Genomic DNA, 14,637 nt, shown 5'->3' with positions numbered 1-14,637 from the left:
AAGGTTGAGCAGAATCAATTGCTCGCCTTCTTTTTTATTAATCCATTTACGGAATTAAAATAAATGATTTACCAATTGCACATAAATAAGTATAAAGTTAAATGTATAATTAAATTGCGAAAAGAAAGGAGTGGATCCAATCTTGTTAAATCAATCCTTTATAAAAACAATGACTAAACGTCAATCAGTCAGAACGTTTGCGTCTCAAGGATTAATAGAGTCAGATATTAAGCAAATTACTAAATACATAGATAATCAAACTAACCTAGTCGGACCCTTTGGAGGAAAAGGACGAATTGAAGTAGTCCAAGTAACCAATAATATGACCGATAAGGGCATAAAAGTTGGAACGTATGGATTCATAAAAAATCCAAGTGCCTATTTGGTCGGAATAACTAAGAATAATAAAATCTCCCTATTGGATTTTGCCTATACGTTTCATAAACTAATTTTGTGTTTGACAGAGTTAGAAATAGGGACTTGTTGGATGGGTGGGACCTTCGACCGAAATTCATTTGAACAGGAACTTGACTTGAGGGAAGGGGAATTTATCCCATGCATTAGCCCGATTGGCTATCCGAATGATAAGCAACGTGTGTTTGATAAAGCATTGCGTTTGGTGGTCAAAGCAGACAATAAAAAATCATGGGATAAACTTTTTTATGATGAAAATTTCGATAAAGTGTTGCAAAAGGAACTTGCTGGATTGTTTGAACTACCGATTGAAATGGTAAGGCTTGGGCCTTCGGCATCAAACAAACAACCATGGCGTCTAGTGTTATCTTCCAATCGTAAACTTTGTCATTTTTATATTGAACATACACCGAACTATAGTGCCAAACTGGGTTATGATATGCAGCTATTAGACATGGGCATTGCGATGTGTCAGTTTGAGTTAGCTTGTATGGAATTACAAATCCCAGGAAAATGGATCATGGCGGATCCGAATTTAGATCATCCGAATGAACAGTTTGAATACATCGTTAGTTGGCAAATAGAGGAGGGAAAGTAAATGGGGACAGATCGGAGGACCAACTTTATTGGTTTTTGAGCCTCTGTCCTGCTAAGCACTATGCTGATAAATGAAAAAGAGCAGAATGCGAATCAAATGACAATCTGCTCTTTTTATTGTTACAATTATACAAAATCCACACTTAAGTTAATTGGGTTGATTTGTGGGTATAATAATCTAGGAATTTATGGCGCCCATTTTTAAAATGAAGGATGGGTTGAGTATCGATTTTTAGACCAATTGAGTCAAATAATACAACTTGGAGGGAACAAGATGAATTCAAAATTCGCACCATTATTCGAGCCATTTGCTTTTTCGAATGGGATTGAAGTTAAAAATAGAATAGTTATGGCACCGATGACCACTTTTTCATCTAATTCGGATGGTACTGTAACAGATGCAGAGGTTAAGTATTATGCACGGCGCTCTAACGGCGTTGGCATGGTGATTACTGCATGTACATATGTAACCGCGAATGGGAAAGGGTTTCATGGAGAATTTGGCGGTGACCGTGATGAACTAATTCCAAGTTTACGACAAATTGCCACAGCCATAAAAGGGCAAGGCGCGAAGGCTGTTCTGCAAATCTTTCATGGTGGAAGACAGGTTCCTCCTGAATTAGTCAATGGGGATGTGGTTAGTGCCAGTGCTGTCCCTGCAGAAGGAGCTGGAAAACCGGTACCGAGGGAATTATCGGATCAAGAAGTGGTATCGATTATCCATGACTTTGGGGAAACCACTCGTCGTGCGATCGAGGCAGGATTTGATGGGGTGGAAATTCATGGAGCTAACGGCTATCTGCTTCAACAATTTTTCTCTCCGCATTCCAACCGCAGGGAGGATCGTTGGGGTGGAAGCCTAGAAAAACGTCTTTCATTTCCATTAGCTGTTCTGGATGAAGTAAAAAAGGTTGCTGCTGAGCATACGAAGGATCCGTTTATAATTGGTTACCGTTTTTCACCAGAAGAACCGGAAACCCCAGGGATCACCATGGCTGATACACTGCTTTTACTTGATGCCCTTGCTGAAAAACATCTTGATTATCTACATGTTTCATTACAGGATTTTTGGTCGGTGCCAAGACGAGGTGTAGAAGATACACGCTCCCGGATTGAGATTATCCAAGAACGAGTAGGGGATAAGGTTCCTGTCATCGGGGTTGGTTCTATATTATCCGCTGATGATGCCTTGAAAGCAATTCAGACATGTGTACCATTCATTGCCTTAGGACGTGAAATTATTATAGATCCAGACTGGGTTCAAAAGGTGGAAGAAGGCAGAGAAGCAGAGATTGTCACCAAAATTGATAAAAGTAAACAGCAGGAGCTAGTGGTGCCAGATCCATTATGGCAGGCTATTATCCATACTCCAGGTTGGTTTCCAGGTGTTTAATAAACAAGCATCCCAATATAATTTGGGATGCTTGTTTGTGTAAAATTAAAAACGCCATTTCTGGCGTTAAGAGTACTGATCTTGATCAGATGTTTCATTGCTATTGATCATATTTTTTACGTCTTCTGCTATCTTATCAAAGGTTTGATTCACTTTATTCAAAATTTCCTCATTGTTGGTGCTGGGGTTTTGATTATTGTTTTTTTCCACTTTGTCATCACCTCCATCATTATCGTTTGTAAAATCATTACAATTTATTACTATAAGGGATCATCAAAAATCTTGTCACAAAAAGATATAATTGTGCCCGTACCACAGATAAAAAAAGCCAGACGGTCACAAAAAAATATAATTGTGCCTATACCACAGATAAAAAAAGCCTAACGGTCACAAAAAGATATAATTGTGCCCATACCACAGATAAAAAAAGCCAGACGGTCACAAAAAAATATAATTGTGCCCGTTGCACGGATAAAAAAAGCCTAACGGTCACAAAAAGATATAATTGTGTGCCCGTACCACAGATAAAAAAAGCCAGACGGTCACAAACAGATATAATTGTGCCCGTACCATGGATAAAAAATATTCGACAAACCTTTCAGCCATTCTAAAAGGAATTTTTTACAGTGAGTCGAATATTATTAAGTGGTCAATTTATATGAAGGATTGAAAGGTCAAACTAGTAGGTAAGTGAGGAACTATCATGAAGCAGTTTATCTATATGATTGAAGATTTACTCACTCTTGTATTAATTTTTGGAACTGGACTTATCTTTGGTATTATTGGTTTGAGAAAGAAACAGTACGCTAAAATGTACGGAGGATTTGGTCATTTTGCCGGGGTTGTAATCAGTGGATTATTAAGTTACAGTGCAAGTCTTGAAGATAGCAGCAAGGGAATCGCAATCATGGTTTTATATCCTTTGTTTGCAGGTGGAGGGTGGTTAATTGGCTTGCACATTGGGAAGGAAAAGGATAAACTCAACAGAAATAAGCAATGGTAGGGGAGATTAACATGCAACAAGAAGGATTTATTGACGTAACGGGGGGAAGGGTTTGGTATCAGAAATTTGATCAAAATGCGAACGGAACGCCACTGATTGTTTTGCATGGTGGTCCTGGGTCCTCGTGTTATTCTTTACAAGGACTTGAGGCGCTCGCAGTGGATCGTCCTGTAATTATCTATGATCAATTAGGATGTGGGAGATCAGATCGACCTACGGATTCAAGTCTATGGCGACTTGACCGTTTTGTAGAAGAATTAGCTCAAATACGAGAAGCACTTAACTTGGATAAAGTACATATACTTGGTCATTCCTGGGGAACGACGCTTGCAGCTGCCTATTGCTTAACCAAGCCAAGCGGTGTGAAAAGTGTTATTTTTTCTAGCCCTTGCCTTAGCGCTCCATTATGGGAACAAGATCAAAAGCGTAACCTTAAAAAGCTGCCGAACGAGGTCCAGGAAACCATTAAACGTTGCGAAGAAAATGGAACAACTGACTCAGAAGAATTTGAAGCAGCGATAGAGATATTTAGCAATCATTTTGTTAACCGATTGGAGGAAAAACCGGAATGGCTGGAAAATAAACCACCAGAGTATCGGAATTCCGAGATCTATAATATCATGTGGGGACCTTCAGAATTTACTGTCCTTGGGAATTTAAAGGAATTTGATTGCACATCACAATTAAAAGATATTTCCTGTCCAACCTTATATACATGTGGCCGGTTTGATGAAGCCACCCCTGAGACCACAGAGTATTACAGCCGGTTGACCCCAAATTCAAACTTCCATGTGTTTGAGAATAGCGCCCATATGGCTTATATCGAGGAGACAGGAGAATATTTAAGAGTAATGGGAGATTTCCTTAAATTAACTGACTCCAAATCATCCTAAAAAAATAATAGAGCGGCTTGAGACTTCAAGCTGCTTATTTTTTAAAAAAAGAGGAAAATATAGAAATTTGGCGAATATACACTTTTAAACAATTCTTTGAACTAAAACAATAAAGAGGAAAAAAACATGAAAAGATCGGGTCAGATTATTTTAGTGGCGATTTCCATATTATTTACAACTTATCAAAAGTTCACAGATCAGCATGCTTTTTTTACACTAGATTTTTTCATTTTCACCCTTATTGCATGGGTGGTCGGCTGGCAGTATGATAAGGCGCGCTTTTTTGAAAAAAAAGCACGTTGTAGCGAGGAAAGCTATAAATTATTGATAGATTCATTGCCCGAGCCTGTTTACATTACTCAACATCATAGGTGTTTATATGCCAACCATGCTGCAGTGAATATGATTGGTGCGGCAAATAAAGAAGAAGTAATCGGCAAGTACATATTCGATTTTATTGTACCAGAGTATAGGGACCGTACACTGGAACGGTATAAACAGATTAAGAAGGATAAACTGCCTTCGAATACAATTGAGTACAAAGCAAAACGGTTGGACGGATCCATTTTCTTTTTTGAAGTTTCTTCTTTATTTATTGTTTTTGGTGGAAAAGAAGCAGTGCTATCAATTGGGAAGGATATTACGGAAAGAAAAGAACAGACAGAACGCCTATTGCAAAAGTCCGAAAAGCTGGCCTTGTTAGGTCAAATGGCGGCGGGAATTGCTCATGAAATTCGGAATCCGCTAACATCCATTAAGGGATTCATTCAACTGTTTAAAGCAAACCAACAAAAAGATGAATACTTTGATATTGTATTATCAGAGCTTGAAAGAATTAATAACATCGTTGGTGAATTTCTTGTTCTAGCTAAACCGACCGCAGTGGTTTATGCAGAGCGAGATGTAAAAGTATTATTAAATGATGTAGTCACGTTAATTGGTACACAATCGATCATGAATAATGTTGAAATTTTTGTCGATTTTGAACAGGATTTGCCAATGATTAGCTGCGAAGAAAATCAATTAAAACAAGTGTTCCTAAACCTTCTTAAAAATTCAATCGAAGCTATGCCCCAAGGTGGAAATATTCATGTCGTGGTGAAGAGTAAAGAAATAGGGCAAATATCCATCTTATTTATTGACCAAGGTGTTGGAATACCGGAGGATAGGATTTCAACACTTGGTGAGCCTTTTTATACAACAAAGGAAAAAGGAACAGGTCTTGGATTGATGACCTGCTATAAAATAATCGAAGGTCATAATGGTGTGTTGGATATTCAAAGTAAAGTGAATAAAGGAACAACGATTGAAATCATCTTACCAACCATTACACAGCCGTTATTGAAGAAAGAACCTATACATAGTTAAACTAGTATATGGAAATAATTTTCCGTTGTTCTCTACTGAACTATTAATATATGATACCTAATAGCTGGTACTTATTAATCTTCGGAGGGAGTAACTGATTGAAAAAAATTTTATTATTTTCCATATTTTTTACCTTCATTTTCATTTCACTTCCAAATGGCAAAGCTGATGCCCTGCAAACAGAGCCTGTTGTAAACGTAAAGTTAATCAACTTTTTAGGAAATAAAACGGAACTTTTGTTAAAACCATATGGTGATTATGTTTCCATTGATCCAAAAATTGTTCTGAATTCAGATACTTCCTACCTACTAAAATTAGAAAATGGAAAACTTTCTTTATATAGTAATGGAAAATTAATGAATACCTTTGTTCAACTGTCTGTAAAACCTGCGAAACCAAATGGACAGCTTTTGATCAATAATCGTCCTTATTTAGGTAGCTTCGATTTTGGTGTGGAAAATAAACAATATGTCCGACCGATTAATTCAGTGAATATGGAGGACTATTTAAAAGGCGTCGTCCCTATTGAAATGTACCCCTCATGGAATATTGAAGCCTTAAAAACGCAGGCTGTTGCAGCCAGAACCTATGCGATGAGTTATATGAACCGTGGAGTGATTGACGACACGATCCTCTACCAAGTATACGGCGGGTATATTTGGACAACAAATACAACAAAAGCGGTGGATGAAACAAGAGGACAGGTGGCCCAATATAACGGTCGATTGATTGATGCAGTCTATTCGGCGAGCAACGGGGGAATGACGGAAAGCAATGCCAATGCTTGGGGAACAACGGCAGTTGCTTACTTAAGCATTAAACAAGACCCATATGATCCAAAAACAGCTTGGAGTTTTTCTTTTCATAAAACACAAATAGATTTGACTACCCTGGATTTATCAAAGTCAGATGATTGGTGGTCAACCACACAAGAGGCAGACTCTGCCATTTCTTATAATATTAAAATGTGGTTAAACAAAAATGGATATGCAAACAAAGACATAAAAATTGCAGCTATCCCTGAATTTTCTCTCCAAAGTATTGGAACTGGTGGTCGTGTCAGTAAAGGAAATCTAACTGTGGATTTCTTGGTAAAGGATAAGATGGACGGTGAGGGCAAATTAATCCCACAACATGTTTCACTTGTGGATGTGAGTGCAGCCAAGGTACGAAGCATCATTGGGAACCGCGTTATGTGGAGTTACATGGTTGATGAAATCAATACGGAAAATGATCTTATCCAAGTTAGAGGTTATGGGGATGGTCATGGTGCTGGCATGAGTCAATGGGGTGCACAAAATATGGCTAAGACCGGTAAAAGGTATGATGAAATTCTTAAATTTTATTATACCGGAATATCTATTGTTCCTATCTATGACTCGATCGGTTTCCCTGTAACTTCCGACTCACCCGCTAAACAGGGATGGGTTAAGGCGAATGGAAAATGGTACTTTTTCAACAAAAGTGGCGTAAAAACAAAAGGCTGGTTAAAGGATGCAAATAAATGGTATTCCTTAAACCAAAACGGTGAAATGCTCACTGGCTGGCAAAAAGTAGGTGGGAAGTGGTACTTCCTTAAATCAAGCGGAGCTATGGCCACCGGCTGGTTAAAAGATAAAAACAAATGGTATTTCTTAACCACCTCAGGGGCAATGGCCACCGGCTGGATTACGAATCAAGATAAAAAGTATTATTTATCTGCTAGTGGAGCAATGGTTTCAAATCGTCAATTGATAAATGGAAAATGGTATTTATTTCATTCAAGTGGTTATTTAATAAAATAATATTTAATAGTATAGTGGGGCTCCAACTTTATGTTGGGGCTTTCTATGCTATTGTCCTTTTTCATACAATTTATAGATAAATAAAAAGGTATTTTGCTATAATCAAGAAAGTGCGAAAAAAATATTTGTAAAAAAAGGAACTTTTTCAACGTGTTAATTACATAGGAGGATTTTATGGGGAAAAATAGGTATGTTTTTTGGGGTCTTGTCATTACCACGCTAATTTCGGCACTCGATGCCAATATAATGCAAACGGCGAGTCCCACGATTGTGAGCCAACTCGGCGGAATGGAGTTGTTTGCCTGGATCTTTGTCGTCTATATGTTGGCAAGTACGGTAACTGTACCGCTTTATGGAAAACTTTCTGATATGTATGGCCGGAAAAAACTTTTAATGATTGCGGTAGGTCTTTTTACTATTGGTTCCATTCTTTGTGGGATTGCAAATTCCATGGTAATGCTGATTGTTTATAGAGGAATCCAGGGGTTGGGTGCTGGTGGAATGATCCCGCTCTCGATGATTATCGTGGGAGATTTGTTTACGATTGAAAAACGTGGAAAAATACAGGCTGTTTTTAGCACGATTTGGGCCATTTCATCGATAGTTGGTCCTGTGTTAGGTTCGTTTTTTGTTGAAACCTTAACATGGAGATGGATCTTCTTTATCAATATCCCCATCGGCATTGCCACCGTGCTATGTTTGATTCCTTATCGGGAAAGTATGTCATTTAAAAAGACTCACATTGATTTTAAAGGGTTTTTCCTTTTTGGAATTTCAATTACGCTTTTATTACTGTCTACAAGCGTCAAGCATCCTTTTTGGTACCTTGTGATTGGGATTGTTGGACTGATTATTTTTGCTGTTGTCGAAAGGAAAGAAGCGGAACCCTTTCTTCCTGTTTCTCTATTTAAAAATAAAGGGATTCTAATGACCAATTTGTTTATGTTATTTTATTGTTTGTCCTTTTTTGGAACGTCCAACTTTATTCCGTTGTTTTTACAAGAGGGCAACCATATGAGTATTTATAAAAGTGGACTGATTTTATTAAGTATTGCAGTTGGTTGGATGTTTGGAAGTACACCTGCAGGAAATTGGATCATTCGCTTTGGCTATAAAATCTTATTTATTATTGGCAGCTTTATTACGACGTTGTCGGGATTATTACTTTATTTATTTATAAATAATATTTCCTATATGGGTTTGTTTCTCATTTTGCTGGTACAAGGGGTTGCCTTCGGTTTATTATTTGCAGTCGGGACGATCGCATCGCAAGAATTCGCCGAATCTCATATCAAGGGAATGTCAACATCGTTGCAAATCTTTTTGAGAAATATCGGGACATCAATTGGGGTAACGGTTATGGGGCTGCTCATTAATCATTCGGCCAGCATTGCTTTCGGAATGAAAAACGTATTTCTTTATGCACTTTGGATGAGTATAGTTACCGTTGTGTTAAGCTTTTTAATTCCAGCTAAAACGCGTGGTTTTAGTGAAAATTAAAGGAAAGTGATCTTAATTGAATTAACGATAGTTTCATTATGTAAAGTAAATCATAATTATCCTCAGCCTCTTCTTTAGTTTTGAAGAGGCTGAATGGTTAATTGTGCCTTTTAGGGTGTTTTTTTCGGTTAACGGTTACAATAACCAATTATTGTGCCCGAGTAGAGGAAAAATATAGTCCTGACAGTCACAATTCCAGCAATTCTAGTACTCACAAGACCACTCATTTTACGGAACCTTTAAAGTGACTTAAGAATCTCTCTAAACTCTTTTCCTTTTTGAACATAATGCTCGCTCGACATTTGCAGCAAATGTAAATCTTTTTCAGCTAATTCTCGTACCACTTTTCCAGGAGAACCTAAAACGAGTGAACGGGGTGGGATCTTAATCCCTCCTGCGAGCAGCGTATTAGCTCCAATAATGCATTCCTCGCCAACTTCAACATTATCTAAAAGTGTTGATCCCATGCCAATAAGCGAGCCTCTTCCAACTTTACAGCCATGCAAAATAACATTGTGGCCAATGGTTACATCATCTTCAATGATGACCGGGAATCCTTCGTATAAATGGAGGGTGGAGTTATCTTGGATACTGCATCTTTCACCAATGATAATGGGACCATCATCAGCCCGCAGTACGGCATTAAACCACACGGTTGAATCCTTTCCAATTCTCACATCACCAATTAAATAAGCGCCGGGTGCAACAAATACTGAGTCATGAACATCGGGCGAAATCCCCTTGTAAGGGATTAACATATGAATCTCTCCTTTAAATAACTGAATTATCTTTCTATTAATCTAAATATATCATTAATTCACCTGTAAGATGTAAATTAAGTTTCTATCCATTTTCAAATGCATTATTCGCTAATAAAGTTTGTATGCACCATTTAAAGAAAAGAGTTAATATTGAAAGAACTAAGCAGCAAGAATGGAAAATTAACAGAAACGGCAAAAAATTGGGGCTATCGAAACAACTTTTAAAATATAAAATTGAAAAATACCAACTAGGATAAACGGTCATGTGATATCAAGGAAAAACAAAAAGGGGCGGACACGGTTTTTAATTTGACTGTAATACCCTGATTCTTAAACTTAAGAGGATAAAATCTGGCTTACCTCCTTTTCTAATTCCAGCACATTTTAGTTTTACACATTTTTTTCAATATGGTAAAACTGAAATATAATGAAAGGAAGTGAGAATATTATGACAAAGTCAATTTTTACAAATGGGACAATTTATACTTTGGAAGCGAATCAACCGGTAGTAGAATCTGTTGTCGTTGAGAAAGGTAGAATTATAGATATAGGTTCTCACCATGAAATGATCCTACAATGGGGCAGAAATGGGTCAAACATTATTGATTTACAGGGGAAAATGGTTACACCCGGATTGACGGATAGTCACTTGCATTTATCAGGTGTGGCGTTCAACTTTTTAGACCTTGATTTAACCGGTGTAAAATCAAAAAGCGAAATGCTTGATAAAATTAGGGAGAAGGCGAAAACAGTTGCGCCCGGAAAGTGGCTTATCGGAATGGGCTGGGATGAAAATCTCTTTACAGAAGGAACTATTCCTACAATTGAAGAGCTAGATTATGTTGCACCTCACTGTCCTACTTACCTAAAACGGATATGTCACCATGCTTTTTTAGTAAATAGCAAGGCACTTGAAATGAGTCAGTATCATCCGGATATTAAGGCTCCAACAGGCGGAACAGTTGTACTTGATCCGATTACCAAAAAGCCGACAGGGATGCTGCTCGAATCGGCTTCCCAACTGATAACAAAATACCTACCGGAACGAACCTATCAAGAGTTAAAGAATGGTTTGCAGCAAGCGATACAATTTGCGATGAAAAAGGGACTAACCAGTGTACATACCAATGATCCTGCTTATTTAGGCGGTCTCGATACAACGTATAAAATGTATGACGAATTAATTAACCATGACGGCCATGGTTTACGCTGTAATCTGCTCATTGATTATCCCTATCTTAATCAATTGAAAGAAAGAGGAATGTATGCAGGCTATGGAAATGACAAACTACAAATAGGAGCTATAAAAATTTTTGCTGATGGAGCATTTGGGAGAAGAACTGCGCTGCTGTCTGAGCCTTATCACGATGACCCCAGACAGGTTGGGGATGCCATGTATGATCAAGAAACTCTTTTTAAAGTGGTGAAAGAGATGCGAGAACACTCAATGCCTCTTGCTGTCCATACGATTGGTGACAAGGCCCTGGAAAATGTTCTTGACATCCTGGATCAATTTCCTAAAGTGGACTACCGTGATCGGATCATTCACACTTCCCTGGTTCGGAAAGATTTAGTTCAGCGTTTAATTGATCCGAGTCGGATTGCTGATATTCAACCAAGATTTGTGGTGGGTGATTATCCTTGGGTGAAAGATAGACTTGGAGAAAAGAGGGAGCCATATTTATATGCATGGAAAACGTTACTGGATTCAGGCGTTATGTGTGCCGGTGGATCCGATGCTCCAGTCGAACCTGTAGACCCTCTGCTTGGTATTCATGCTGCGGTTACCCGTAGAACTCCCGGGGAGCTTTATGGAGGCTGGAATGCCAAGGAAAAACTCTCTATGTATGAAGCCGTAAAGCTATTTACGGTTGGGGGTGCGTTCGCTGTCAATGAAGAAAATCTTAGAGGAACGATTTCCAGGGGTAAGCTAGCGGATATGACGGTTTATTCTACCAATCTATTTACAATGGAGAATCCTGACGAGTTACTAAAAACAGAAATTGAAATGACCATCATTGGTGGCGAAATTAAATTTAATAAATAAGGTATTGATAGTGATAAAAGAGTCCTAAATCGATGAAAGCGCTTTAAAATTGACGAAAAAGTTATAATAGTCAAAATATATTGACAAGGTTTTTTTTCGGTGGTAACCTTATTTAAAATTAGATATAAATTGATGACGAGAAGAGTAGGGTATGTTCATTGTTACACAGAGAGTCGACGGTTGGTGGGAGTCGATGACAAGGCTATCTGAAAATCATCTCTGAGATGTATAGCTGAACGGAGTAGTAAGCTGTACCGGAAAGTCCACCGTTAACATGGAACACGTATATGGAAAATGTACGTTGATCGAGAGCCGTAACTGTTTTTTGTTGCGGAAGTAGGGTGGTATCGCGAGCTAACTCGTCCCTATAACCATGGGGCGGGTTTTTTGTTGTTTATTAAACTAATTAAGTAATGAAATGCTGAAACGTTTTATGAAACGAAAAGGGCTAAAAAAATCGAGGAGGAACGTGAAAATGAGTCAACAAGTTGAAAAAAGAGTATTTAATGTAGAGGATATTATCATTGCCAGTCATACGATTAAGGATGTCATTTCGCCTACTCCCCTGCAATTCAATCAACTATTGTCAGAACGCTATGACTGTCATGTTTATTTGAAACGTGAGGATCTGCAAAGCGTACGTTCATTTAAGATTCGCGGAGCGTATAATCGAATCAAAAAATTGAATGAGGAAGAGTTGAAAAATGGAATTATTTGTGCCAGCGCCGGCAATCATGCCCAAGGTGTGGCCTACTCCTGTCATCTGTTAAATATTAATGGCAAAATCTTTATGCCAAGTACTACACCGAAACAGAAAGTGAATCAAGTTGCCTTTTGGGGCAAGGGCAGTGTTGAAATTGTTTTAAGCGGGGATACCTTTGATGATGCTTTTGAAAAAGCTATGGAATGCTGCGAGGCAGAAAATCGTACTTTTATCCATCCGTTTGATGATTATGATGTAATTGCCGGACAAGGGACAGTTGCTGTTGAACTACTTAATGATTGTCCTGAAAAAATCGATTATCTGTTTGCGGCCATTGGCGGAGGCGGCCTCCTAGCTGGAACCGGAACCTATTTAAGACACTACTCACCCCAAACGCAATTGATTGGTGTAGAGCCATTAGGTGCTCCAAGCATGAAGGAATCGATTTTAAAAGGAGAAGTAACCTCCTTAATGAAAATTGATCCGTTTGTGGATGGGGCAGCCGTTAAGACTGTTGGCTCCAGAACTTTTGAAATTTGTAAAGAAATTGTCGATGACATTGTCGTTATCCCGGAAGGAAAGGTTTGCACTACCTTGTTATCTCTTTATAATGAAAATGCGATTGTCGTCGAACCAACTGGAGCTTTATCGGTTGCAGCCCTAGATACCTATGCTGATGAAATCAAAGGGAAAACAGTTGTTTGTATCGTCAGCGGCGGCAATAATGACATCGGACGGATGCAGGAAATTAAAGAGCGTTCTAAACTTTATGAAGGACTGCAGCATTACTTTATTGTTCAATTTCCTCAGCGTCCAGGGGCATTGCGTGAATTTTTATTTGATGTACTTGGACCGAATGATGATATTAGCCATTTTGAATATACGAAAAAGAATAACAGAGAAACCGGACCTGCCTTGGTGGGAATTGAATTGAAGCATAAAGAAGATTATCTGCCATTAGTTGAACGCATTAAAGCTAAGGGATTTATACACAGGGAAGTAAATAAAGATAGTACGTTATTTCAGATGTTAGTCTAGATATAGAAGATTGGCCATCCAATTATATGGGATGGCCATTTTTTACTAAAAAATAAGGATATTTAGTAACTTCCTAACATTTTTACTGGATTGGATACTTAACAAATGGAACTTTTAATGTATAATATTATTTGTGCATGAAGACAGCCTATTTATTTGTGCTGTTTCTAGTTTGCAGAAATTCGACAATTATCTCAAAATGTTATTCTGAAAAACCGAATTTTTCTTAATAATGACTTTGGGAAGATTCAAAGTGGAAAGAGAGTGTTCAGAATGGGACGTAAGTGGAACAATATCAAAGAAAAGAAAGCTTCAAAAGACGCAAATACAAGTCGTATCTATGCTAAATTTGGAGTTGAAATTTATGTTGCTGCTAGACAAGGTGATCCTAATCCTGAATCCAATCAGGCGTTAAAATTTGTCCTTGAGCGTGCAAAAACATACAATGTACCGCGCCACATAATTGATCGCGCGATTGAAAAAGCCAAAGGCGGTTCTGAAGAAAGCTATACAGAACTTCGTTATGAAGGTTTTGGACCAAACGGATCGATGGTTATTGTTGACGCTTTGACAAATAACGTGAATCGTACGGCTGCAGATGTACGCGCTGCTTTTGGTAAAAACGGCGGAAACATGGGAGTCAGTGGATCTGTTGCATATATGTTCGATGCTACAGCTGTTATCGGGATCGAAGGAAAAACAGCAGATGAAGTACTTGAACTATTAATGGAAGCAGATGTAGATGTTCGTGATATTCTTGAAGAAGAAGATTCCGTCATTGTATATGCAGAACCTGATCAATTCCATGCGGTACAAGAAGCCTTCAAGCAAGCGGGGATTACTGAGTTTACCGTTGCCGAATTAACCATGCTTCCACAAACTGAAATTACACTTCCAGAAGATGCACTAGCAAAGTTTGAAAAAATGATCGATGTATTGGAAGATTTAGAAGACGTACAACAAGTCTACCACAACGTAGACCTAGGAGAATAAAGTTGGAGACAGGCCATTTAGGATGGTCTGTTTTTTTGTCCCTTCACATTACAATCAGCTGAAATAGTCAAGCCATCTTTTCGCTTTACTCCTTTAACGTATGTTATTATTTTATATATTACATATTGGGAAGGATGAATAAG

Annotated in this window: 12 protein-coding genes and 1 other annotated feature; of the genes, 10 read left to right on the top strand and 2 right to left on the bottom strand. The window is 38.2% G+C overall.

Annotated elements, in window-relative coordinates; translation table 11 throughout:
• The first annotated feature begins 142 nt into the window (after positions 1 to 142).
• Together AC3ANL_RS13805 and AC3ANL_RS13800 are read left to right on the top strand one after the other, a co-directional pair.
• On the top strand, positions 143 to 1,012 hold the full coding sequence (locus AC3ANL_RS13805; RefSeq protein ID WP_488325014.1) for a nitroreductase family protein: 870 nt from the start codon (positions 143 to 145) through the stop codon (positions 1,010 to 1,012).
• A 273-nt stretch (positions 1,013 to 1,285) separates the two neighbouring features.
• Positions 1,286 to 2,404 (top strand): NADH-dependent flavin oxidoreductase, encoded by a 1,119-nt coding sequence (locus AC3ANL_RS13800; RefSeq protein ID WP_488325013.1) that lies wholly within the window; start codon positions 1,286 to 1,288, stop codon positions 2,402 to 2,404.
• 66 nt (positions 2,405 to 2,470) lie between these two features.
• Here AC3ANL_RS13800 and AC3ANL_RS13795 read toward each other — a convergent pair whose 3' ends face one another.
• The gene (locus AC3ANL_RS13795; protein WP_488325012.1) at positions 2,471 to 2,614 is read right to left on the bottom strand and encodes a hypothetical protein; all 144 of its coding nucleotides are present in this window, start codon (positions 2,612 to 2,614) and stop codon (positions 2,471 to 2,473) included.
• Positions 2,615 to 3,107: 493 nt separating this feature from the next.
• On the opposite strand from AC3ANL_RS13795, the gene AC3ANL_RS13790 reads away from it, so the two are divergent.
• The 5 genes from AC3ANL_RS13790 to AC3ANL_RS13770 all read left to right on the top strand — a co-directional run bounded on the left by AC3ANL_RS13790 (position 3,108) and on the right by AC3ANL_RS13770 (position 8,952).
• Positions 3,108 to 3,407, top strand: a complete 300-nt coding sequence (locus AC3ANL_RS13790) for a hypothetical protein (RefSeq protein WP_488325011.1) — start codon at positions 3,108 to 3,110, stop codon at positions 3,405 to 3,407.
• A gap of 11 nt (positions 3,408 to 3,418) precedes the next feature.
• Positions 3,419 to 4,300: a proline-specific peptidase family protein gene (locus AC3ANL_RS13785; RefSeq protein WP_488325010.1), complete on the top strand. Its 882-nt coding sequence runs from the start codon at positions 3,419 to 3,421 to the stop codon at positions 4,298 to 4,300.
• A 126-nt stretch (positions 4,301 to 4,426) separates the two neighbouring features.
• Positions 4,427 to 5,668, top strand: a complete 1,242-nt coding sequence (locus AC3ANL_RS13780) for an ATP-binding protein (RefSeq protein WP_488325009.1) — start codon at positions 4,427 to 4,429, stop codon at positions 5,666 to 5,668.
• A 98-nt stretch (positions 5,669 to 5,766) separates the two neighbouring features.
• Complete coding sequence (locus AC3ANL_RS13775) at positions 5,767 to 7,452, top strand: SpoIID/LytB domain-containing protein (protein ID WP_488325008.1); 1,686 nt, start codon at positions 5,767 to 5,769, stop codon at positions 7,450 to 7,452.
• 174 nt (positions 7,453 to 7,626) lie between these two features.
• A complete protein-coding gene (locus AC3ANL_RS13770; protein WP_488325007.1) occupies positions 7,627 to 8,952 on the top strand; it encodes an MDR family MFS transporter in 1,326 nt (441 codons plus the stop codon).
• A gap of 239 nt (positions 8,953 to 9,191) precedes the next feature.
• On the opposite strand, the gene AC3ANL_RS13765 is transcribed toward AC3ANL_RS13770, so the two are convergent.
• Positions 9,192 to 9,710: a gamma carbonic anhydrase family protein gene (locus AC3ANL_RS13765; protein WP_488325006.1), complete on the bottom strand. Its 519-nt coding sequence runs from the start codon at positions 9,708 to 9,710 to the stop codon at positions 9,192 to 9,194.
• 451 nt (positions 9,711 to 10,161) lie between these two features.
• Between AC3ANL_RS13765 and AC3ANL_RS13760 the strand changes: the two genes are divergently transcribed.
• The 3 genes from AC3ANL_RS13760 to AC3ANL_RS13750 all read left to right on the top strand — a co-directional run bounded on the left by AC3ANL_RS13760 (position 10,162) and on the right by AC3ANL_RS13750 (position 14,494).
• A complete protein-coding gene (locus AC3ANL_RS13760) occupies positions 10,162 to 11,760 on the top strand; it encodes an amidohydrolase (protein ID WP_488325005.1) in 1,599 nt (532 codons plus the stop codon).
• 123 nt (positions 11,761 to 11,883) lie between these two features.
• Positions 11,884 to 12,130, top strand: a binding site (T-box leader).
• Positions 12,131 to 12,235: 105 nt separating this feature from the next.
• Positions 12,236 to 13,501: a threonine ammonia-lyase IlvA gene (gene ilvA / locus AC3ANL_RS13755; protein WP_488325004.1), complete on the top strand. Its 1,266-nt coding sequence runs from the start codon at positions 12,236 to 12,238 to the stop codon at positions 13,499 to 13,501.
• 273 nt (positions 13,502 to 13,774) lie between these two features.
• Positions 13,775 to 14,494: a YebC/PmpR family DNA-binding transcriptional regulator gene (locus AC3ANL_RS13750; RefSeq protein WP_488325003.1), complete on the top strand. Its 720-nt coding sequence runs from the start codon at positions 13,775 to 13,777 to the stop codon at positions 14,492 to 14,494.
• Positions 14,495 to 14,637: the final 143 nt, after the last annotated feature.

Source organism: Neobacillus sp. DHD-1R (assembly GCF_057747995.1).
Note: the sequence above shows the minus strand (reverse complement) of the source record. Positions and strands in the feature narration are given on the sequence as shown.

Excerpts from the sequence above, each read along its gene's own strand:
- AC3ANL_RS13800 (WP_488325013.1), top strand. The coding sequence starts at position 1,286 with ATGAATTCAAAATTCGCACCATTATTCGAGCCATTTGCTTTTTCGAAT.
- AC3ANL_RS13790 (WP_488325011.1), top strand. The coding sequence starts at position 3,108 with ATGAAGCAGTTTATCTATATGATTGAAGATTTACTCACTCTTGTATTA.
- AC3ANL_RS13785 (WP_488325010.1), top strand. The coding sequence starts at position 3,419 with ATGCAACAAGAAGGATTTATTGACGTAACGGGGGGAAGGGTTTGGTAT.
- AC3ANL_RS13780 (WP_488325009.1), top strand. The coding sequence starts at position 4,427 with ATGAAAAGATCGGGTCAGATTATTTTAGTGGCGATTTCCATATTATTT.
- AC3ANL_RS13770 (WP_488325007.1), top strand. The coding sequence starts at position 7,627 with ATGGGGAAAAATAGGTATGTTTTTTGGGGTCTTGTCATTACCACGCTA.
- AC3ANL_RS13765 (WP_488325006.1), bottom strand. The coding sequence starts at position 9,710 with ATGTTAATCCCTTACAAGGGGATTTCGCCCGATGTTCATGACTCAGTA.
- AC3ANL_RS13760 (WP_488325005.1), top strand. The coding sequence starts at position 10,162 with ATGACAAAGTCAATTTTTACAAATGGGACAATTTATACTTTGGAAGCG.
- ilvA (WP_488325004.1), top strand. The coding sequence starts at position 12,236 with ATGAGTCAACAAGTTGAAAAAAGAGTATTTAATGTAGAGGATATTATC.
- AC3ANL_RS13750 (WP_488325003.1), top strand. The coding sequence starts at position 13,775 with ATGGGACGTAAGTGGAACAATATCAAAGAAAAGAAAGCTTCAAAAGAC.